Consider the following 20205-nt stretch of genomic DNA (forward strand, 5'->3'; position numbering starts at 1 on the left):
CCGCTGGCAGCCTGTCGCGTCAGGCCGCGTTATTGCGATTTACGAACCCGCAGATACCACTCGGACAGCAGGCGTACCTGCTTGTCGGTGTAACCGCGCTCGACCATGCGAGTGACAAAGTCGTTGTGCTTCTGTTGATCCTCCTTGCTCGCTTTGGCGTTGAAGCTGATGACCGGCAGCAGGTCCTCGGTGTTGGAGAACATTTTTTTCTCGATCACCACGCGCAGCTTTTCGTAACTGAGCCAGGTCGGATTCTTGCCATTGTTGTTGGCCCGGGCGCGCAGCACGAAGTTGACGATCTCGTTGCGGAAATCCTTCGGGTTGCTGATGCCAGCAGGTTTTTCGATTTTCTCCAGCTCTTCGTTTAGTGCTACGCGGTTGAGGATCTCGCCGGTTTCCGGGTCGCGGTACTCCTGATCCTGAATCCAGAAGTCGGCATACAGCACGTAGCGGTCGAAGATGTTCTGCCCATACTCGCTGTAGGACTCCAGATAAGCAGTCTGGATTTCCTTGCCGATAAACTCGATATAACGCGGCGCCAGGTACTCCTTGATAAAGCGCAGGTAACGCTCGCGCACCTCGGCGGGGAATTGCTCCTGCTCAATCTGCTGCTCCAGCACGTAGAGCAGGTGCACCGGGTTGGCGGCGATCTCGTGCGGGTCGAAGTTGAACACCTTGGAGAGGATCTTGAAGGCGAAACGGGTCGACAGACCGTTCATGCCTTCATCGACGCCAGCGGTGTCGCGGTACTCCTGAATTGACTTGGCCTTGGGGTCGGTGTCCTTGAGGTTTTCGCCGTCGTACACGCGCATCTTCGAGTAGACGTTGGAGTTTTCCGGCTCTTTCAGGCGGCTGAGGGTGGAGAACTGCGCGAGCATTTTCAGGGTGTCTGGCGCGCAGTGGGCCTTGGCCAGGGAACTGTTGAACAGCAGCTTGTCGTAGATCTTGATCTCGTCGGTCACGCGCAGGCAGTACGGCACCTTGACGATGTAGATGCGGTCGATAAACGCCTCGTTGTTCTTGTTGTTGCGGAAACTGTGCCATTCCGACTCGTTGGAGTGGGCCAGCAGGATGCCGCTGTAGGGGATCGCACCGAGGCCTTCGGTGCTGTTGTAGTTGCCTTCCTGGGTCGCGGTGAGCAATGGATGCAGCACCTTGATCGGTGCCTTGAACATCTCGACGAATTCCATCAGGCCCTGGTTGGCCCGGCACAGTGCGCCCGAGTAGCTGTAGGCGTCGGCGTCGTTCTGTGGGTATTCCTCGAGCTTGCGGATATCCACCTTGCCGACCAATGCGGAGATGTCCTGGTTGTTCTCATCGCCCGGCTCGGTCTTGGCCACGGCGATCTGGTTAAGGATCGAGGGATAGAGTTTGACCACGCGGAACTGGCTGATATCGCCGCCGAACTCCTGCAGGCGCTTGGTGGCCCAGGGCGACATGATGCTGTTGAGGTAGCGCCGCGGAATGCCGTAATCCTCCTCGAGGATGGCGCCGTCCTCGGCATCGCTGAACAGGCCGAGCGGCGACTCGAACACGGGCGAGCCCTTGATCGCGTAGAACGGCACTTTCTCGATCAGGTGCTTGAGCTTTTCCGCCAGGGACGATTTACCGCCGCCCACCGGGCCGAGCAGGTAGAGGATCTGTTTCTTCTCTTCCAGGCCCTGAGCAGCATGGCGGAAGTAGGAGACAATCTGGTCGATGCACTCTTCCATGCCGTGGAAATCGGCAAAGGCTGGGTAACGGCGGATCACCTTGTTGGAGAAGATCCGCGACAGCCGTGGGTCGGTCGAGGTGTCGAGCAGTTCCGGCTCGCCAATCGCCAGCAACAGGCGCTCGGCTGCCGAGGCATAGGCGCTTCGATCCTGCTTGCACAGTTCGAGGTACTCCTGGAGGGTGAGTTCCTCCTGGCGAGTCGCTTCGAAACGTTGTTGGAAGTGGCTGAAAATGCTCATGACTTCACCTCGCTCGATGCGCAGAGCCGGTGCGGGATCGGTCAGGTGCTTGGCAGCTCCGGTGCGGATGCAGCCGGGATAAACCCCCAGAACACCTAATAATCTTAGAACGTGTCCAACGTCTGCTGCGCGTCGGCCCTGCTGCGTTAAGAACAGGCTCGGAATGCTCATTTACATCCGTAAACTCCGCTTCCTCGCCTGTTCTTGCCTTGCATGACCCTAGCTCGCGAGACCTTGAACAGGTTCTTACCGATGGCCCGATGCCGTTTGGCCGGCTCTACCTTGTTTTGGATGGCCTGAGCTAAAGGATAGTTCGGAATCGGCGGGGTCAAGGGGCGCGCAACGATAACAGGATATTACCGTTGGTCGGGAGGTGCCGGCAGGCCGCTGCTGGTGCGGCCTGGGCGGTGAAAAAAATTATTCTTCGGAGGCGTGTGCGGTGTCATCGGGAAAGGTGGCGCGCCATAGCTCAAAACCGCCATCGAGGCTGTAGACATCACTGAAACCCTGGCCGACCAGATAGGCCGCAGCACTTTGGCTGGAGTTGCCGTGATAGCAGGCGACAATCAGCGGCGCATCGAGATCGGCCTGGGTGATAAAGGCGTGCAACGAGTGGTTGTCGAGGTGCTGCGAGCCGCTGATATGACCGGCGGCGAAGCTCTGCGGATCACGGATGTCGACCACTACTGCACCCTGCTGGCGTAAGGCCTGAGCCTGCTCAGGGGGGATGCGTTTGAATTCGCTCATGCTTGCTCCTTACAGTCGCAGCTGTATTTCTCGCCGCTATCAATATTCATCAGGGTCATGCTCGCACCCCAGACGCAGCCGGTATCCAGGGCGATCACGTTGGGCTGCGGGGATTGCCCTTCGAGCGCTGCCCAGTGGCCGAAGATAATCCGTTGGTCACGGGTCTTGCGCTGGTTGTAGCTGAACCAGGGGGCGTAGCCCGGTGGTGCGCTGCCGACGCCTTCCTTGCTCTTCAGGTCGAGGGTGCCGTCGGCTTTGCAGAAACGCATGCGGGTGAAGTAGTTGGTGATCACTCGCAGGCGCGTCACGCCGTGCAGATCGCCGTGCCACTTGGCCGGCTCGTTGCCATACATGCCGTCGAGAAACAGTGGCATGCGCGCATCATCGCGTAGGGCTTCTTCGACTTCGGCGGCGCGCTTGAGCGCTTTGCTCATGGTCCACTGCGGCGGTATGCCGGCATGCACCAGGGCGGTGTCGCGGGCTTCGTCGTAATGCAGAAGCTTCTGCCGGCGCAGCCAGTCGAGCAGGTCCGCTGCATCCGGCGCTTCGATGATCTCGCGCAGGGTGTCGCCTTTCTTCAGGCGCTCGATGTTGTGCGCGACGGCCAGCAGGTGCAGGTCGTGATTGCCCAGCACGCAGGTCAGTGCATCACGGATGCCGTAGAGAAAGCGCAGCGTGGCCAGGGACTCGGGGCCGCGATTGACCAGGTCACCGACCAGCCACAGCTGGTCCTGCGCCGGATCAAAAGCCACGCGCTCAAGCAGGCATTGCAGGGGTTTCAGGCAACCTTGCAGGTCGCCGACGGCGTAGGTGGCCATCAGTGCAGCGAGCCCGGCACCGCAAGGCGGAAGGGCGCGATCAGGGCGTCAAAGCGTTTACCGTCGTCGGCGAGCATCTGGTAACTGCCCTGCATGATGCCGACGCGGGTAGTCATCACGGTGCCGCTGCTGTAGGTGTGGCTGGCGCCAGCCTCGATCAGCGGCTGCTGGCCGATCACGCCAGCACCGCGCACTTCCTGCACGCGACCATCGCCATCGGTAATCACCCAGTGGCGCGAGAGCAGTTTGGCCGGCAGTTCGCCTTTATTGCTGACCGTGACGGTGTAGGCGAAGGCGAAGCGGTTCTGCTCCGGCTGTGACTGCTCCGGCAGGTAGCGGGTGACGACGCTGACGTCGATGTTGTAGCGCGAATCGCTCATGCGTAATTAACTCGGTGGGCAGAAACCCAGTCTAGCCGCTGTCAGTCGGCGATGGGTTGTTCAGCCAGTTTGTCCGCCAGGCGTACAAACGCAGCCAGGTCCAATTGTTCAGGGCGCAGGCTGCCGTCGATGCCGGCGGCTTCAATTGCCGCTGCGGGCAGTAAGTTCTTCAAGGTATTGCGCAGGGTCTTGCGCCGTTGGTTGAAGGCTTCGCGCACCACGCGTTCAAGCAGGTGATGGTCCTTGGCCGGATGCGGCAGTACGTCGTGCGGCACCAGGCGGACGATCGCTGAGTCGACTTTGGGCGGTGGATTGAACGCACCCGGGCCGACATTGAACAGGTGCTCCACGCGGCAGTGGTACTGCACCATGATCGACAGCCGGCCCCAATCGCCACCGCCAGGCTCGGCGGCCAGGCGCTCGACTACTTCCTTCTGCAGCATAAAGTGCATGTCGCGAATCAGCGCGGCATTGCTCAGCAGGTGGAAGATCAGCGGCGTGGAGATGTTATACGGCAGGTTGCCGACCACGCGCAGGCTGTGCGGCGCGGCCTGCAGCTGATTGAAATCGAACTTGAGGGCGTCGCCCTGGTTCAGGCGAAAACGCGGGTTGCTGCCGAACTGGTGTTGCAGGATCGGGATTAGATCGCGGTCGAGTTCAATCACGTCGAGCTGCGCGCCGCTGTTCAGCAGGCCTTCGGTCAGCGCCCCCTGACCTGGGCCGATTTCCAGCATGTGCTCGCCTTCGCGGGCGTGGATGGCGCGCAGGATGCGATGAATCACTCCGGCGTCATGCAGGAAGTTCTGGCCGAAACGCTTGCGCGCGCGGTGTTGGTATTCGGACATGCAGCAGCTCCAGGCTTCAAAGCATCGGCTTGAAGCGAATGTAACGCGGGTAGAAAGCCCGGCAGTTTAACAGCATTGACGGCGTACGCCCCGTGCTGGGCGTGGCAGTCAGGCGCTTTTCACCTGGCTGGCGGCCATTTCATACGCGGTTTGCAGGGCGACCTGCAGGCTGCCGCTGTCGATCTTGCCGCTACCGGCCAGGTCCAGTGCGGTGCCGTGGTCGACTGAGGTGCGGATGATGGGCAGGCCCAGGGTGATGTTTACCGCTGCGCCAAAGCCTTTGTATTTGAGCACCGGCAAGCCCTGGTCGTGGTACATCGCCAGCACCGCATCGCAATGCTCAAGGTGCTTGGGGGTGAACAGGGTGTCGGCGGGTAGCGGGCCGATCAGGTCGATACCTTCGCTGCGCAGTTGCTGCAGGGTGGGCTCGATCACTTCGATCTCCTCCCGGCCCAGGTGGCCGCCTTCACCCGCATGTGGGTTGAGGCCGCAAACCAGAATACGCGGCTGGGCGATGGCGAATTTTGTGCGCAGGTCATGGTCGAGAATACGTGTGACCCGGCTGAGGCGCTCAGGGGTGATGGCTGCGGCCACATCCTTGAGTGGCAGGTGCGTCGTCACCAGCGCCACGCGCAGGCCGTGGGTGGCGAGCATCATCACCACCTGCGCGGTGTGGGTCAGCTCGGCAAGAAATTCGGTATGGCCGGAGAAGGCAATACCGGCGTCGTTGATCACGCCTTTGTGCACGGGGGCGGTGATCATCCCTGCGAAGTGCCCGTCGATGCAGCCTTGCCCGGCACGTGTCAGGGTTTGCAGTACATAGGCGGCGTTAGCGTTGTTCAGTTGACCGGGAATGACCGTTGCTGCCAATGGTGTGTCCCAGACATACAGGCTGCCGGAAGCGGCGGCCTGCTGCGGCCAGGCTGCGGGGCTGACGCTAATCAGCTGGATGTTCAGGCCTAGCAGTTTCGCGCGGTCGGCCAGCAGTTGTTGGCTGGCTATTGCGATGATCGGGTGTGGTTGTGCTTCGCGTGCCAGCAGCAGGCACAGGTCAGGGCCTATGCCTGCAGGCTCGCCGGGAGTCAGTGCGAAAAGGCGGGGCGTGGTCATTGGGAAGCTCTCCGTGGCTATGCGCCAACTCTGTTAGTGCGGCGGCGGTTAGTAAAGAGACGCGTTATTAGCGGGCGAAAAAAAGCCCGGCTCTGCGTGTGCATAAAGCCGGGCTTGATTTGTTGCGTACGCTAGCTGCGTCCGCGTGCTAGGTCGATCAGAGCTTGCTCTCGACGTAGGCTTCGTCGCGGATCTGGCGTAGCCAGGCCTGCAGTTCTTCATCGTACTTGCGGTTGCGCAGCACGGTCATCGCCTGCTGCTCGCGGTATTGCGCGCTGCTGTCGGTGGCGCGGCGGCCCATGACTTCCAAGACGTGCCAGCCGTAAGGGCTCTTGAAGGGTTTGGACAGCTCGCCAGCTGGCGTGTTGTTCATCACCTCGCGGAACTCGGGCACCAATACGTTCGGGTCGATCCAGCTCAGGGTGCCGCCGTTCAGCGCCGAGCCAGGGTCTTCAGAGAAGTTCTTCGCCAGTTCAGCGAAGTCTTCCCCAGCCAGGATGCGCTGGTGCAGACGCTCGACCAGGCGTTTGGTTTCGGCTTCGCTACGGATTTCACTAGGCTTGATCAGGATATGGCGAACATTCACTTCGTCACGTACCTGGCTGTCGCCGCCGCGTTTTTCCAGCAGCTTGATCATGATAAAGCCGCCTGGGGTACGCATCGGCTCAGTTACCTGGCCGACCGACAAGGCGCTAAGCATGCTGTCGAAGGGCGGTGGCAGCTGTCCGGCTTTACGCCAGCCCATCTCGCCGCCTTCCAACGCGGTTTCACTGGCTGAGCGGGCAATAGCCAGCTGGGCGAAATCAGCGCCTTGCTGCAATTGCTGATAGAGATCGCGGGCCTGACGGTCAGCGGCCTGGATGTCCTGCGGGGAGGCGCTTTCGGGTACTGGAATCAGGATGTTGGCCAGGCGGAACTCTTCCGACAGCTGCATCTTGCCCATGTCCGAGGCGAGGAAGTTCTGCACTTCCTGATCGGTCACCTGAATGCGTTCTGCCACGCGGCGTTGGCGCACACGGCTGATAATCATCTCGCGACGTACCTGGTCACGTGCATCGGTATACGACAGACCATCTGCCGCCAAAGCAGCGCGGAACTGCTCGATGCTCATGCCGTTGCGCTGGGCAATGGTGCCGATGGCCTGGTTCAGTTCTTCGTCAGTGATGCGAATGCCGGAGCGCTCGCCAATCTGCAACTGGATGTTCTCGATAATCAGGCGCTCAAGCACCTGCTGGCTGAGCACATGCTCAGGCGGCAGGGCTGCACCGCGCTGGGTGATGGTTTGCTGCACTTCACGCAAGCGTGAATCGAGCTGGCTTTGCATCACCACATCATTGTCGACAATCGCTACAACGCGGTTGAGTGGTTGAACCGCAGCATTTGCCGCGGTACCCAGAAACAGCGCGCCCAACAGCAGGGGGCGCACGCAATCAGAAAGCTTGATCTTCACGTTCACGATAACCTTGAATGCCTTGGTCGAGGAAAGTCTCAACTTTATTGCCGACTACGCCACCCAGACCTTTGAGTACGATCTGCAAGAAGATGCCGCGATCAGCCTGGTCGTTCAGTGACGGATTCAGGCTGACTTCGTCGTAGTCGATCCAGTAGCGGTTGATCAGGCGCAGTTTCCAGCAGCAGCTGTCGTACTCGAAGCCGGCGAAGGCTTCCAAAGTACGGTCGCGACCATAGTCATACTGCCAGCGGGAAATCACGCTCCACTGCGGCACGATCGGCCAGATAACCGAGAAATCGTGCTGGCTGATCTTGTAGTAGTCCTTGATGTATTCAGGGCTGCCAGGTGTGCCGTAATCGCTACCGAAACCCCACTCACCTTTGGCTTCGTCAAAGCGTACGCTGTCGTTGCGGTAGCGATAGCCTGCGTTGACCACCTTGTTCGGGTTGTCTTCTGGCTGGTAATGGAACATTGCGCTACCCGAACGGGTGCTGCCGCTATCCGGATCCCAGTTGAAGTCCGAAGAGAAGCGCCAGTCACGGTTAAAGCGATACAGGTATTCAAGCGCATAAGGCGATACCGATGCCGTTGCGTCGCCGCGGGTGCGGTAATCAATGCCTGGCAACTGCACCTGGCGGTCTTCAAAGTAGAAGGCTTGGCCAATGCTGAAACGCTGACGTTCAAAACCATTTGGCTCAATCCAGCGATTGGTCACACCCAGAGAGAGTTTGTTCTCGTCGCCGATACGATCCTTGCCGGAGAAGCGGTTTTCACGCCACAGCGAGGAATAGCTGAATGTGCTCTCGCCAGTGTCGAAGACCGGGATATCGGTCTGGTCTTCTTCGGGAACATAGAGGTAGAACAGGCGTGGCTCCAGTGTTTGGCGATAGTTCTTGCCAAACCACTGGGTGTCGCGGTCGAAGTACAGGCCGCTATCCAGGCTAAACATGCCTACGCCGCGGCTTTGGCTGCTCTTGTATTCCTGCTCTGCAAGCAGCGTATTTTTGCCTTGCTGATCCAGAGTCAGGTCATAGTTGGTTTGCAGGTACTTAACTTGAGGCTTGATAAAGCCCCAGTTCCAGTTCAGTGGCAGGCTCACGGCCGGTTCTGCGTGTAAACGCTCGCCGTTGGCGCGAGCCAGGCCTTGCAGGCGAGTGTCATACCACGGCGTGCCGACTGTGCCATCGGCGTTGAGTGGGCCGCCGTCCTCATCAATAAAGTTACCTTTACGCAGACTGCGGTCAAAGCGCACATATTCCGTGCCGTAACTGAAGTTCACCCCAGCTGGCTTAAATGGCAGTACGCCATCCAGAGTCAGTTGCGGTAAGCGGTTGTATGGGGTGACGTCAGTAATGTTCGCCAGCTCATAGGCATGCGCATTCAAGCGCGCGGTATAGCTGTCGCCACGATAGGTCAAGGTGCCGCGCTGATTGACGTAGCTGGTGGCGCCGACGCCCAAATCAGTGTTCAGATCCTGGAAGTAATACGGATCGCTGATATCGGTGTAGTCGACTTCGGCCAGCAGGCGTGAGGTAAGGCCAGTCTTGTGCTGCCAGCTGTACATCCAGCGCTGATCTTCATAATCAGACTGCAGTTTGCGGTCGTCATTGCTGTCTTGCAGGAATGCGCCGCCAACCTGGCCTTCGCTGTTCTTGGTGAGGTAGCGGAATTCGCCTTCCATCAGCAAGCCGCGATCACTCATATAGGTTGGGTACAGCGTGGCGTCGTAGTTCGGCGCCAGGTTGAAGTAATACGGTGTTTGCAACGTCAAGCCGTTATCGCTCGAGCTGCCGATGCTCGGCGGCAGGAAGCCTGACTGGCGACGGTCATCAATCGGGAAGTAGATATAAGGTGTGTAGAACACCGGAATATTCTTCACGCGCAGGGTGACGTTGGTCGCGGTGCCAAAACCGGTGGCCGGGTTCAGGGTGATGTTGTTGCCCTTCAAGTGCCAGGCGTTGCTGCCTGGTTCGCAGCTAGTGTACGTGCCATCTTTTAGGCGGATAATCGCGCTTTCTTCGCGCTTGGCATAGAGCGCATTGCCGCGGATATGGCTCTTGTGCAGCACGTATTCGGCGTTATCAACTTTGGCTTCACCGTTGTCCAGTTGCAGCTCGGCGCGGTCACCCACGACCAGCATGCCCTGATCACGCAGGCGCACATTACCGATCAGCTCACCGCGGTTTTCCGCCTGACGCAGGTTGGCTTCATCCGCCTCGACCTGCATGCCGGCCTGGCGCAAGACCACATCACCGGCGAGGGTGGCGACTTGCTCTTCCTGCTCATAGCGCGAGGCTTTGGCCGATACGAACATCGGCGCTTCATCCATCGGCGTCTTGTCGTCCATGCCCGGGCGCATCGGCTCTATGTACGCGCCTGCGCAGTAGGGGCCGGCTTCTGCCAATTGAGCGGCGCTGAGATTTTCTCGCGGCACCCAGTCCAGGTGGCTGAAATCGGCGCTGCGCGAGGCGAGGCCTTTGCCACGGCTTTCAGTCACCAGGGTCGCTTGCGCGGCTTTCCCCTGAGGTGCTTCGGTGCCACTTTCGCCAGCTTTGTTGCTGGCAACCGAATCACGTTGTACTGGCCGTGCTGGCAGTGCAGCATTGCTGGTCTTCGGGGCGCATGCCCAGCCGCCGGTGGCGGAAACCTGGCAATCGTACTGCTCGGCAGCGATAGCAAAAGGAACGGCTAAAGGTTGTAGCGCCAGAAGGCTGCCAGTGACCAGTAGAGGGAATTTTTTACGAAACGCGGGGTATTTTACTGCCATCTTATTTTTTCCGGGCTTCCTGCGCGCCATTGGCCCTGAGGCCGCACGCCTCTCGATGGGCTTGAAAAGATGCTGGATAATAAAGCATGACCCGCGCAACGGCTAGCGCCGTCGGAGACCTTGTAATGCCTGATGAAGATGTACGCTTAAAACTCCTCGAAAACTGGCTGGATCAACAGCTGCCTGGGCTGTTTGCCGAACAGGGGTGGGGCGCTGTACCAGCCGCCACGCTTGCCTCTGCCAGCAGTGACGCCAGTTTTCGTCGTTATTTCCGCTGGCAAGCTGCTGAGCGCAGCCTGATCGTGATGGATGCACCGCCGCCGCAGGAAGACTGTGCGCCCTTTGTCAAAGTAGCGCAGCTACTGGCTGAGGCGCACCTCAACGTGCCGCAGATTCTTGCCGCTGACCTTGAGCGAGGCTTTTTATTGCTCAACGATTTAGGTCGGCAGACCTACCTGGATGTGATCAACGAAGACAATGCGGACGTGCTGTTTGCAGATGCCATGCAGGCCCTGATGGCACTTCAGCAGCTGCCAATGACCACGCCGCTGCCCGGCTACGATGACGCCCTGCTGCGCCGTGAGCTGCAGCTATTCCCCGAGTGGTATGTACAACGCCACCTGGGCGTCGAGTTCAGCGAACAGCAGCAGGCCCTGTGGCAGCGCGTAAGCCAGCTGTTGATCGACAGCGCCCTGACACAGCCCAAGGTGCTGGTGCATCGCGACTATATGCCGCGCAACCTGATGCTCAGTGAGCCGAATCCTGGCGTGCTGGATTTTCAGGATGCGGTTTACGGCCCGGTGACGTATGACGTCACCTGCCTGTTCAAGGATGCCTTCCTCAGCTGGCCTGAGGCGCGCGTGCGCAGTTGGTTGGAGCAGTATTGGCAACAGGCGCGTGATCTGGGTGTACCGGTGCAGGCGGAGTTGGAAGACTTCCTGCGTGCCAGTGATTTGATGGGCGTACAACGCCATCTCAAGGTAATCGGTATCTTTGCGCGCATTTGCCATCGCGATGGCAAACCCAAGTACCTGGGGGATGTGCCGCGGTTCTTCTCTTATATAGAGGCGGTTTTGGCGCGTCGACCGGAGCTTGCTGAGCTGGGCGAATTGCTGGCCAGTCTGCCGCGGGAGTCTGTATGAAGGCGATAATTCTGGCCGCCGGCAAAGGTGAGCGGCTACGCCCGCTGACTCTGCATACCCCTAAACCCCTGGTGCGTGCAGCCGGCGTGCCCTTGATCGAATACCACGTGCGCGCTCTGGCGGCGGCCGGGTTTACCGAGCTGGTGATCAATCATGCCTGGCTGGGGCAGCAGATCGAGGATTACCTGGGTGATGGATCGCGCTTCGGCGTCAGCATTGCCTATTCCGCTGAAGGTGAGCCATTGGAAACCGGTGGCGGAATTTTACAGGCCCTGCCGCTGTTGGGTGATCAGCCTTTCGTACTGATCAACGGCGATATCTTCACCGACTACCCCTTTGCTGAGCTGCGCCGGCCGTTAAACGGCCTGGCCCATCTGGTGCTGATCGAGAACCCTGGCCATCACGTCAAAGGCGACTTCTGTTTGCAGAAAGGACAGGTCACGGATGCGCAAGAGGGGCAGGACAGCCTCACCTACAGCGGCATGGCAGTGTTATCGCCTGCGCTGTTCGCCGGTTGTCAGCCCGGTGTGTTCTTGCTTGCGCCGTTGTTACGCGCGGCCATGGCGACTGGGCAGGTGAGCGGTGAGCGGTTTGACGGTTGCTGGGTGGATGTGGGTACTCATGAGCGCTTGGCTCAGGTCGAGCGTTTGCTTGAGGCGCGTGGCTAGGATGATTTGGCCTGTGACCCTTCTCGGGGCGGTTGCCGGGCTGGCGGTGGCCAGTATTCCGGGTGCCATGCTCGGCGGTTTGCTGGGGCAGGTACTGGATAGACGCTTGCGCCTGCAGTCCTGGGCGGCCTTGCGGGAGCGCCTGGGCGGCCGTGCCGGGGGGCGTGACGAGTGGCTACTATTCGTACTTTTGGGGCGCTTGGCCAAGAGCGGTGGTCGCGTGCTGCCGGCGCATATCCAGCAGGCGCGGGCGGAAATGCAGCGCCTGGGACTGGATGCAGAGGGGCAGCGCCAGGCCATCGCGGCTTTTGCTCGGGGCAAGACCGGGCGCGACAGTTTGCGCGTGCCGCTGCGGCGCCAGCACGCGCGAAGTGAAATGCTGATGCGCGCGTGCTGGCGAATGGCCTGGGTGGATGGTCAGGTTGGGCAGGCCGAGCGCGAGCTAATTATGCTCTGGGGCAAGTGGCTGCAGGTTTCATCAGCGATCCAGGCGCAGCTGAGTGACGCCTACGCGCCGCCGCAGGGGCCGCTGGTCTCGACGGCCAGCAACGCCTATCAACGCGCCCTGAACCTGTTGAATGTAAATGCCGATGCCGAGCCTGCGCAGATCAAGCAGGCCTATCGGCGCTTATTGAGTCGCCATCATCCGGACAAGCTGGCGGGCAGCGGCGCCACGCCAGAGCGGGTGCGCGAGGCGACTGAACGCACCCGTGAACTGCACCAGGCCTATGATCTGATTCGCCAGCGTCACGGCTTTCGCTAGGCTCTATTTCGCCTGCAGCTTTAGCGTCAGCCAGCCACGAATGCGGCGGTAGAGCTGTTCCTGTTCCGCTTCGCGGTTGCCCGGCAGGGCCTTCATGGCGATCTGTATATAGGCGGGATGCTTCTGCCGTTTGCTGGCTTGCGAGCGTTTAAGTGCGGCCTGGCGGTCGGCGGGCAGGTCCTTGTAGTAGAAGTCGCCGGTGGCCAGCTGCAGTTGCGGAATCAGTTCATCCAGTGGCGGGGTATAGCCGGCGGGCAATTGTGCGGCGACCAGCAGCAGATTCTGAACATTGGCTGGCTTGCGTTCGGCCAGGTAGCGTGCGGCCCAGTAAGCGCCGCTGCCGTGGCCGAGTAGCACGATGGTCTTGGCTTGTTGTTGCTCGGCAAAGGCAATGGCCGACTCGATGCGTGCCAATACGCGTTCGGCATGGGCGTTCTGTTGCGCCTCAATGGTTTTCACTTTGCTCGCCGCAGTCTCGGCGCTGTCGATCTGGCTGTTGCTGGTTTGCCCAGCGGCTTCATCTGTCGCAGGGCTGTTCTCGGCGTCATCCGCTGTTGGCGCCTCAGCGGCGTCAGCTGCCGCTTCTTCTGTTGGGGGCGTAGTCGCGGGTTCGGCGCTGCGCAGTGGCGGCGCATCGCTGCTGGGGTCGGGCAGGGTCAGGCTGAGGCTGTGCCAGCCCGCATTGGGCAGCTTGCTGCGCAAGGGGCCTACGCTTTGCGGCCAGTCGGCGCTTTCATCGTCGCCCGGCAGGATAATCACCGCGCCGCTGGGCTCGGCGACATTGGCAGGTAGCCAGAGGGCCAGGAAGCGTTCGTTGCCCGCTTGCAGTTGCTGCTGTTCCTTTTGCTCCAGGCGCTGTTCCAGTGCGGTGGCTTCCACCTCGCTGCGTTCGGCTAGGGGCGCACGTACCTCTTCCGTCGGCTCGGTTGAGTTGCCCGTGGCGGCGGTGGCTGCTTCTGCAGGTGTCTCTTCTTCCGCCTGCAGTGGGCTGATTGCTAGCAGCAGGCTCAGGGCAAGGGTGGCGGGGCGCGAAAACATGGGGATCTCCAGCGAACATCGGGTCTCAGCAGCCTAGCCTTTTCCGCTCGGCTTTGTCAGGTGTCGCTCACGCGCGCCAGGCCTTGGATCGGGCTGGTACAATGCGCGCCTTCCGTGAATGCCACCGAGGTGCGCTATGCAACCCTTCGCCATTGCTCCGTCGATTCTTTCCGCTGACTTCGCTCGCCTGGGTGAGGAAGTGGATAAGGTGCTCGCCGCCGGTGCTGACATCGTGCACTTCGATGTAATGGACAACCACTATGTGCCCAACCTGACCATTGGCCCGATGGTCTGCGCGGCGCTGCGCAAGTACGGCATCACCGCGCCGATTGACGCGCATCTGATGGTCAAACCGGTGGATCGCATCATTGGTGACTTTATCGAGGCGGGCGCCAGCTATATCACCTTTCACCCCGAGGCCAGCGAGCATATCGACCGCTCCCTGCAACTGATCCGTGATGGCGGCTGCAAGGCCGGCCTGGTGTTCAACCCGGCCACCCCGCTGGAGGTGCTCAAGCACGTCATGGACAAGGTCGACATGATTTTGCTGATGAGCGTCAACCCAGGCTTCGGCGGGCAGAAGTTTATTCCCCATACCTTGGAGAAGCTCCAAGAGGCGCGTGCGCTGATCGACGCATCGGGGCGTGATATTCGTCTGGAAATTGATGGTGGGGTCAATGTGCAGAACATCCGCGAAATCGCCGCGGCAGGCGCCGACACCTTTGTCGCCGGCTCGGCGATTTTCAATCAGCCGGATTACAAAGCCGTTATCGACGCCATGCGCGCCGAGCTGGCCCAGGCGCGCGGGTGAGTATGCTGCGCGAGCTGTTCCAGGGTGAGTTGCCGCGTCTGGTGATGTTTGATCTGGACGGCACCCTGGTGGATTCGGTGCCGGATTTGGCCGCCGCCATCGACAAGACCTTGCTATCGCTCGGTCTGCCGGTAGCGGGCATCGAACAGGTGCGCGATTGGGTCGGCAATGGCGCACGGGTGCTGGTGCGCCGCGCCCTGGCGGGCGGCCTGCAGCATGAGCATATAGATGAGGCCCGCACCGAGCAGGCGCTGGAGCTGTTTATGCAGCACTACGCCGAAAGCCACGCCCTGACCCAGGTCTATCCTGGCGTGCGACCCACCCTGGATTGGCTGCGCGAGCAACGGGTCGAGCTGGCCATTGTCACCAACAAGCCTGAGCGCTTTGTCGCGCCGCTGCTGGATGAAAAGGGCCTGGGTGGCTATTTCCGCTGGATTATCGGCGGTGACACCTTGCCGCAGCAGAAGCCCGACCCGGCGGCGCTGCTGCATGTGCTGCAACTGGCACGGGTGGAGGCGGCGCAGGCACTGTTTGTCGGCGACTCGCGCAATGACGTGCTGGCGGCCAAGGCGGCTGGCATCGTCTGTGCGGCCCTGAACTACGGCTATAACCATGGTCGGCCGATTGCCGAGGAGAATCCGGCGCGAGTGCTGGATAGTCTGTGCGAGCTATTGCCGGTTACCGCGTCGCCGGGGTTTGCGGGTTGATTCGCTTCCGGCCCTGCGCTAGTGTGGCCGAACTTCAATCCCGCCTGAATTAAGAGAGCTTCGTGGTGGTTACCTGCACGCGCTGGTCGGCAAGCACCGACATGAAAATCATCAAGGCCCTGGCCCGTTGGCGCTGGCGCCCCTGACCTGATCTTGGCCGCCTAGGCGGCGCGTTTGCACACGACCGAATTACCTCAAGCCACGAGGCTGATCATGACCCGCGAAGAATTCCTGCGTTTAGCCGCTGCCGGCTATAACCGCATTCCTGTTGCCTGCGAAACCCTGGTGGATTTCGACACCCCGTTGTCCATCTACCTGAAGCTGGCCGACGAGGCCAATACCTACCTGCTCGAATCCGTCCAAGGCGGCGAGAAATGGGGGCGTTACTCCATTATCGGCCTGCCGGCCCGCACTGTGCTGCGGGCTTATGAGCACGATGTGTCGATTACTGTTGATGGTGTGGAAGTCGAGCGCCATCACTGCGAAGACCCGCTGGACTTTGTTGAGCGATTCAAAGATCGCTACAAAGTGCCGACCTTACCCGGCCTGCCGCGCTTTAACGGTGGCCTAGTGGGCTACTTTGGTTATGACAGCGTACGTTATGTAGAAAAGCGTCTAGCCAAATGTCCCAACCCAGATCCGCTGGGTAACCCGGATATTCTGTTAATGGTGTCCGATGCGGTGGTGGTGTTCGACAACCTCGCCGGCAAGATGCACGCGATTGTGCTGGCAGATCCCGCCGAGAACGATGCGTTTGAGCAAGGCCAAGCTCGTCTGCAGGAAATTTTGCATAAGTTGCGTCAGCCGATTACCCCGCGTTTGGGGGTTGACCTGAATGCGCCCGCAGGTGCTGAGCCGACCTTCCGTTCCAGCTTTACCCGCGAGGACTACGAGCGCTCGGTGGATCGGATCAAGGAGTACATTCTGGCGGGTGACTGCATGCAGGTGGTGCCCTCGCAGCGTATGTCCATTGACTTCAAGGCTGCGCCGATTGACCTGTACCGCGCTTTGCGCTGCATCAACCCAACGCCCTATATGTACTTCTTCAATTTTGGCGACTTCCATGTGGTGGGTAGCTCGCCGGAAGTGCTGGTGCGTGTTGAGGACAATCTCATTACTGTACGGCCAATCGCGGGCACTCGTCCGCGCGGTGCCAATGAAGAGGCCGATTTGGCGCTGGAAGAGGATCTGCTTTCGGATGCCAAGGAAATTGCCGAGCACCTGATGTTGATCGACCTGGGCCGTAACGATGTCGGCCGGGTTGCCAGCACCGGCAGCGTCAAACTCACCGAGAAAATGGTGATCGAGCGCTACTCCAACGTTATGCATATCGTCTCCAACGTGACTGGCCAGCTTAAAGAAGGCCTGACCGCGATGGATGCGTTGCGCGCGATTCTGCCAGCCGGCACTTTGTCTGGTGCCCCGAAGATTCGCGCCATGGAAATCATCGATGAGCTGGAACCGGTCAAGCGCGGTGTTTACGGCGGCGCGGTGGGCTATCTGGCCTGGAACGGCAATATGGACACCGCCATCGCCATCCGTACGGCGGTGATCAAAGATGGCGAACTGCATGTGCAGGCCGGTGGTGGCATCGTTGCCGACTCGGTGCCCGCGTTGGAATGGGAGGAAACGCTGAACAAGCGTCGCGCCATGTTCCGTGCTGTGGCGCTCGCCGAGCAAACCGTCCCTGACCAGTCCAAGCGCTGAGGAGTCTTGCCATGCTGTTGATGATCGATAACTACGACTCCTTTACCTACAACGTGGTGCAGTACCTGGGTGAGTTGGGCGCCGATGTGCATGTAATCCGCAACGACGAACTGTCGATTGCCGAGATCGAAGCGCTTAAGCCCGAACGTATTGTGGTGTCGCCCGGCCCTTGCACGCCGACCGAAGCCGGGGTGTCCATCGAGGCGATTCTGCATTTTGCCGGCAAGCTGCCGATTCTCGGTGTGTGCCTCGGCCACCAGAGTATCGGCCAGGCCTTCGGCGGCGATGTGGTGCGCGCGCGCCAGGTGATGCACGGCAAGACCAGCCAGGTGTTCCACCGCGACTTGGGCGTATTTGCCGGCCTGAACAACCCGCTGACGGTCACCCGCTACCATTCCCTGGTGGTCAAGCGCGAAACCTTGCCGGACTGCCTGGAAATCACCGCCTGGACTCAGCATGAGGACGGCTCGGTGGACGAGATCATGGGCCTGCGCCACAAAACTCTGCATATCGAGGGCGTGCAGTTCCACCCTGAGTCGATTCTTACCGAGCAGGGCCATGAACTGTTTGCCAACTTCCTCAAACAACAAGGAGGCCTGCGCTGATGAATATCAAGGAAGCCCTTAACCGGGTAGTCAGCCAGCTCGATCTGTCGACCGAAGAAATGCAGAGCGTCATGCGCGAGATCATGACCGGCCAGTGCACCGACGCGCAGATCGGCGCCTTCCTGATGGGCATGCGCATGAAGAGCGAGACCATCGACGAAATTGTCGGCGCGGTCTCGGTGATGCGTGAGCTGGCCAGCCATGTGCACCTGCAGACCCTCGACCACGTGGTCGACGTGGTCGGTACCGGTGGCGATGGTGCGAATATCTTCAATGTGTCGACCGCAGCGAGCTTTGTTGTCGCCGCCGCTGGCGGCAAGGTGGCCAAGCACGGTAATCGCGCGGTGTCAGGCAAGAGCGGCAGTGCCGATCTGCTCGAAACGGCGGGTATTTACCTGAGCCTGACGCCGGAGCAGGTGGCGCGCTGTATCGAGAGCGTCGGCGTCGGTTTTATGTTTGCTCAGGTGCATCATTCGGCGATGAAGTACGCCGCCGTGCCGCGCCGTGAGCTGGGCCTGCGCACTATCTTCAATATGCTTGGCCCGCTGACCAACCCGGCGGGGGTCAAGCATCAGGTGGTCGGTGTATTTAGCCAGGCGCTCTGCCGACCGCTGGCCGAGGTGCTTAAGCGCCTCGGCAGCCAGCATATCTTGGTGGTGCATTCGCGTGATGGTCTGGATGAGTTCAGCCTGGCCGCCGCGACCCATGTGGCGGAACTGAAGAATGGGCAGATCACCGAGTACGAAGTGCTGCCGGAAGATCTCGGTTTGAAGAGCCAGAGCTTGGTCGGTTTGGCCGTGGAAAGCCCGGAAGCCTCGCTGGCCTTGATTCGCGATGCCCTAAGCAAGCGTAAAACTGACGCTGGGCAGAAGGCGGCAGACATGATTGCGCTGAACGCTGGTGCTGCACTATACGCAGCCGATCTGGCGAGCAGTTTGAAAGAAGGCGTGCATTTGGCCCACGATGCTTTGCATACCGGGCTGGCCTGGGAGAAGTTGCAGGAGTTGGTGTCCTTTACCGCTGTATTCAAAGAGGAGAATGCCGGGTGAGTATTCCAACCGTTCTGGAGAAAATTCTCGCGCGCAAGGCTGAGGAAGTGGCGGCTCGCCGCAGTATCGTCAGCCTGGCTGAAATCGAGCAGCAAGCCCGCAACGCCGATCCGGTGCGCGGTTTTGCCGAGGCGCTGATCAGCCAGGCCAAGCGCAAACAGCCGGCGGTGATCGCTGAGATCAAGAAGGCCTCGCCGAGCAAGGGCGTGCTGCGCGAAAACTTCGTCCCGGCCGAGATTGCCCAGAGCTACCAGAGCGGCGGGGCCACCTGCCTATCGGTGCTGACCGATGTCGACTTCTTCCAGGGCGCGGATCGCTACCTGCAGGAAGCCCGTGCGGTCTGCTCGCTACCGGTGATCCGCAAGGACTTTATGATCGATCCCTATCAGATCGTTGAAGCCCGTGCCCTGGGTGCCGACTGCGTGCTGCTTATCGTCTCGGCGCTGGAGGACGGGCAGATGGCCGAGTTGGCGGCGACTGCCAAGGCCTTCGATCTCGATGTGTTGGTGGAAGTACACGATGGCGATGAACTGGAGCGTGCGCTGAAAACCCTGGACACGCCGCTGGTCGGTATCAACAACCGCAACTTGCACACCTTCGAGCTCAGCCTGGAAACCACCCTCGACCTGCTACCGCGGATTCCCCGTGATCGCCTGGTGGTGACCGAGAGCGGCATTCTCAATCGCGCCGATGTCGAGCTGATGGAAATCAGCGAGGTGTATGCCTTCCTGGTTGGCGAGGCGTTTATGCGCGCCGACAATCCAGGGGCTGAGCTGGAGCGGTTGTTCTTTCCCGAGCGTAAGCGGGTGATTGCTGCGCCTGATGTGGACTGAAACCACCGTAAAATAAAAAAGCCGACGCATGCGTCGGCTTTTTTACCTCTTTAGCATGCGGCTTAGCGCGTGCCGAACACCACCATGGTTTTGCCTTTGACGTTGACCAGGCCTTGTTCTTCCAGGGCCTTGAGCACGCGGCCAACCATCTCGCGGGAGCAGCCGACGATACGGCCGATCTCCTGTCGGGTGATCTTGATCTGCATGCCGTCCGGGTGGGTCATGGCGTCAGGTTGCTTGCACAGATCGAGCAGGGTGCGCGCAACGCGGCCGGTGACATCGAGAAAGGCCAGGTCGCCAACCTTGCGCGTGGTGTTGCGCAGGCGTTCGGCCATCTGGCTGCCCAGGGCGTAGAGAATGTCGGGGTCCTGCTGCGTCAGCTCGCGGAACTTGGCGTAGCTCAGCTCCGCCACTTCGCACTCGGTCTTGGCGCGCACCCAGGCGCTGCGTTCTTTCTCGGTGCCGTCCTTTTCGAACAGGCCCATTTCTCCGAAGAAATCGCCGGAGTTGAGGTAAGCGATGATCATTTCACGACCATCATCGTCTTCGATCAGGATAGTGACCGAGCCTTTGACGATGAAGAACAGCGTTTCGCAGCGATCGCCCGCATAGATGATGGTGCTCTTGGCGGTGTAGCGACGGCGGTGGCAATGCGCGAGAAGCTTGTCGAGATTTTTTATTTTAGGTGTGAGGGTAATAGCTACCATGCCTGAATCCCGAATTTATAAAGGTAAGCCGTTGTGCGGCTGAAGTTCTAATAATAGTTATCTGTACAAGTGTGCCAGTAATTAGCTATCAGCTTAACCACCA

At 60.2% G+C, this 20205-nt stretch carries 18 protein-coding genes and 1 pseudogene; 9 read left to right on the top strand and 10 right to left on the bottom strand.

Going from position 1 to position 20205, the window contains the following annotated elements; all coding sequences use genetic code 11:
- Positions 1-29: 29 nt before the first annotated feature.
- The 8 genes from Q8M42_RS16480 to Q8M42_RS16515 all read right to left on the bottom strand — a co-directional run bounded on the left by Q8M42_RS16480 (position 30) and on the right by Q8M42_RS16515 (position 10072).
- On the bottom strand, positions 30-1952 hold the full coding sequence (locus tag Q8M42_RS16480) for a PrkA family serine protein kinase (protein WP_304867560.1): 1923 nt from the start codon (positions 1950-1952) through the stop codon (positions 30-32).
- Positions 1953-2369: 417 nt separating this feature from the next.
- Positions 2370-2699, bottom strand: coding sequence for a thiosulfate sulfurtransferase GlpE (gene glpE / locus Q8M42_RS16485; RefSeq protein WP_304867557.1), 330 nt, complete (start codon positions 2697-2699; stop codon positions 2370-2372).
- Positions 2696-3517 carry a symmetrical bis(5'-nucleosyl)-tetraphosphatase gene (locus Q8M42_RS16490; protein ID WP_304867555.1) on the bottom strand — a complete coding sequence of 274 codons (822 nt, stop codon included), beginning with the start codon at positions 3515-3517 and terminating at the stop codon, positions 2696-2698. Before Q8M42_RS16490 ends, glpE begins: the two co-directional genes overlap by 4 nt.
- Positions 3517-3897, bottom strand: a complete 381-nt coding sequence (gene apaG / locus Q8M42_RS16495; protein ID WP_304867552.1) for a Co2+/Mg2+ efflux protein ApaG — start codon at positions 3895-3897, stop codon at positions 3517-3519. The genes Q8M42_RS16490 and apaG overlap by 1 nt, the downstream gene beginning before the upstream one ends.
- A 41-nt stretch (positions 3898-3938) precedes the next feature.
- Positions 3939-4742: a 16S rRNA (adenine(1518)-N(6)/adenine(1519)-N(6))-dimethyltransferase RsmA gene (gene rsmA / locus Q8M42_RS16500; protein WP_304867549.1), complete on the bottom strand. Its 804-nt coding sequence runs from the start codon at positions 4740-4742 to the stop codon at positions 3939-3941.
- Between the two features lie 108 nt (positions 4743-4850).
- A complete protein-coding gene (gene pdxA / locus Q8M42_RS16505) occupies positions 4851-5852 on the bottom strand; it encodes a 4-hydroxythreonine-4-phosphate dehydrogenase PdxA (RefSeq protein WP_304867546.1) in 1002 nt (333 codons plus the stop codon).
- Between the two features lie 157 nt (positions 5853-6009).
- A complete protein-coding gene (locus Q8M42_RS16510; RefSeq protein WP_304867543.1) occupies positions 6010-7302 on the bottom strand; it encodes a peptidylprolyl isomerase in 1293 nt (430 codons plus the stop codon).
- Positions 7283-10072, bottom strand: coding sequence for an LPS-assembly protein LptD (locus tag Q8M42_RS16515; RefSeq protein ID WP_304867540.1), 2790 nt, complete (start codon positions 10070-10072; stop codon positions 7283-7285). The genes Q8M42_RS16510 and Q8M42_RS16515 overlap by 20 nt, the downstream gene beginning before the upstream one ends.
- Before the next feature lie 125 nt (positions 10073-10197).
- On the opposite strand from Q8M42_RS16515, the gene Q8M42_RS16520 reads away from it, so the two are divergent.
- The 3 genes from Q8M42_RS16520 to Q8M42_RS16530 are packed head-to-tail and all read left to right on the top strand — an operon-like array spanning position 10198 to position 12645.
- Positions 10198-11214 (top strand): aminoglycoside phosphotransferase family protein, encoded by a 1017-nt coding sequence (locus Q8M42_RS16520; protein WP_304867538.1) that lies wholly within the window; start codon positions 10198-10200, stop codon positions 11212-11214.
- Positions 11211-11882: an N-acetylmuramate alpha-1-phosphate uridylyltransferase MurU gene (gene murU, locus Q8M42_RS16525; RefSeq protein WP_304867535.1), complete on the top strand. Its 672-nt coding sequence runs from the start codon at positions 11211-11213 to the stop codon at positions 11880-11882. The genes Q8M42_RS16520 and murU overlap by 4 nt, the downstream gene beginning before the upstream one ends.
- Before the next feature lies 1 nt (position 11883).
- The gene (locus tag Q8M42_RS16530; protein ID WP_304867532.1) at positions 11884-12645 is read left to right on the top strand and encodes a DnaJ domain-containing protein; all 762 of its coding nucleotides are present in this window, start codon (positions 11884-11886) and stop codon (positions 12643-12645) included.
- A 3-nt stretch (positions 12646-12648) separates the two neighbouring features.
- Here Q8M42_RS16530 and Q8M42_RS16535 read toward each other — a convergent pair whose 3' ends face one another.
- Complete coding sequence (locus tag Q8M42_RS16535; protein WP_370692714.1) at positions 12649-13683, bottom strand: alpha/beta hydrolase family protein; 1035 nt, start codon at positions 13681-13683, stop codon at positions 12649-12651.
- A 136-nt stretch (positions 13684-13819) separates the two neighbouring features.
- On the opposite strand from Q8M42_RS16535, the gene rpe reads away from it, so the two are divergent.
- The 6 genes and pseudogenes from rpe (at position 13820) to trpC (ending at position 19395) form a co-directional block, all read left to right on the top strand.
- Positions 13820-14494, top strand: a complete 675-nt coding sequence (gene rpe / locus Q8M42_RS16540) for a ribulose-phosphate 3-epimerase (RefSeq protein WP_304867529.1) — start codon at positions 13820-13822, stop codon at positions 14492-14494.
- A pseudogene (locus tag Q8M42_RS16545) lies at positions 14491-15347 on the top strand (phosphoglycolate phosphatase). The gene rpe and the pseudogene Q8M42_RS16545 overlap by 4 nt, the downstream one beginning before the upstream one ends.
- Before the next feature lie 67 nt (positions 15348-15414).
- Positions 15415-16908: an anthranilate synthase component I gene (trpE, locus tag Q8M42_RS16550; protein WP_304867526.1), complete on the top strand. Its 1494-nt coding sequence runs from the start codon at positions 15415-15417 to the stop codon at positions 16906-16908.
- An 11-nt stretch (positions 16909-16919) separates the two neighbouring features.
- Positions 16920-17513, top strand: a complete 594-nt coding sequence (locus tag Q8M42_RS16555) for an aminodeoxychorismate/anthranilate synthase component II (protein ID WP_304867523.1) — start codon at positions 16920-16922, stop codon at positions 17511-17513.
- Positions 17513-18562 carry an anthranilate phosphoribosyltransferase gene (trpD, locus tag Q8M42_RS16560; protein ID WP_304867520.1) on the top strand — a complete coding sequence of 350 codons (1050 nt, stop codon included), beginning with the start codon at positions 17513-17515 and terminating at the stop codon, positions 18560-18562. Before Q8M42_RS16555 ends, trpD begins: the two co-directional genes overlap by 1 nt.
- Entirely contained in the window at positions 18559-19395 is an 837-nt protein-coding gene (gene trpC / locus Q8M42_RS16565) for an indole-3-glycerol phosphate synthase TrpC (protein WP_304867517.1), read from the top strand. The genes trpD and trpC overlap by 4 nt, the downstream gene beginning before the upstream one ends.
- A 62-nt stretch (positions 19396-19457) precedes the next feature.
- Here the strand turns inward: trpC and crp are convergent, their stop codons facing one another.
- Positions 19458-20102 (bottom strand): cAMP-activated global transcriptional regulator CRP, encoded by a 645-nt coding sequence (gene crp, locus Q8M42_RS16570; protein WP_136664372.1) that lies wholly within the window; start codon positions 20100-20102, stop codon positions 19458-19460.
- Positions 20103-20205 lie beyond the last annotated feature (103 nt).

The organism is Pseudomonas sp. (assembly GCF_030684895.1).
Lineage (GTDB): Bacteria > Pseudomonadota > Gammaproteobacteria > Pseudomonadales > Pseudomonadaceae > Aquipseudomonas.

Coding starts and splice junctions, on each gene's coding strand:
- Q8M42_RS16515 (WP_304867540.1), bottom strand. CDS start 10,072: ATGGCAGTAAAATACCCCGCGTTTCGTAAAAAATTCCCTCTACTGGTC.
- rsmA (WP_304867549.1), bottom strand. CDS start 4,742: ATGTCCGAATACCAACACCGCGCGCGCAAGCGTTTCGGCCAGAACTTC.
- trpE (WP_304867526.1), top strand. CDS start 15,415: ATGACCCGCGAAGAATTCCTGCGTTTAGCCGCTGCCGGCTATAACCGC.
- glpE (WP_304867557.1), bottom strand. CDS start 2,699: ATGAGCGAATTCAAACGCATCCCCCCTGAGCAGGCTCAGGCCTTACGC.
- Q8M42_RS16555 (WP_304867523.1), top strand. CDS start 16,920: ATGCTGTTGATGATCGATAACTACGACTCCTTTACCTACAACGTGGTG.
- pdxA (WP_304867546.1), bottom strand. CDS start 5,852: ATGACCACGCCCCGCCTTTTCGCACTGACTCCCGGCGAGCCTGCAGGC.
- murU (WP_304867535.1), top strand. CDS start 11,211: ATGAAGGCGATAATTCTGGCCGCCGGCAAAGGTGAGCGGCTACGCCCG.
- Q8M42_RS16530 (WP_304867532.1), top strand. CDS start 11,884: ATGATTTGGCCTGTGACCCTTCTCGGGGCGGTTGCCGGGCTGGCGGTG.
- Q8M42_RS16490 (WP_304867555.1), bottom strand. CDS start 3,517: ATGGCCACCTACGCCGTCGGCGACCTGCAAGGTTGCCTGAAACCCCTG.
- apaG (WP_304867552.1), bottom strand. CDS start 3,897: ATGAGCGATTCGCGCTACAACATCGACGTCAGCGTCGTCACCCGCTAC.
- trpD (WP_304867520.1), top strand. CDS start 17,513: ATGAATATCAAGGAAGCCCTTAACCGGGTAGTCAGCCAGCTCGATCTG.
- Q8M42_RS16520 (WP_304867538.1), top strand. CDS start 10,198: ATGCCTGATGAAGATGTACGCTTAAAACTCCTCGAAAACTGGCTGGAT.
- crp (WP_136664372.1), bottom strand. CDS start 20,102: ATGGTAGCTATTACCCTCACACCTAAAATAAAAAATCTCGACAAGCTT.
- Q8M42_RS16535 (WP_370692714.1), bottom strand. CDS start 13,683: ATGTTTTCGCGCCCCGCCACCCTTGCCCTGAGCCTGCTGCTAGCAATC.
- rpe (WP_304867529.1), top strand. CDS start 13,820: ATGCAACCCTTCGCCATTGCTCCGTCGATTCTTTCCGCTGACTTCGCT.
- Q8M42_RS16480 (WP_304867560.1), bottom strand. CDS start 1,952: ATGAGCATTTTCAGCCACTTCCAACAACGTTTCGAAGCGACTCGCCAG.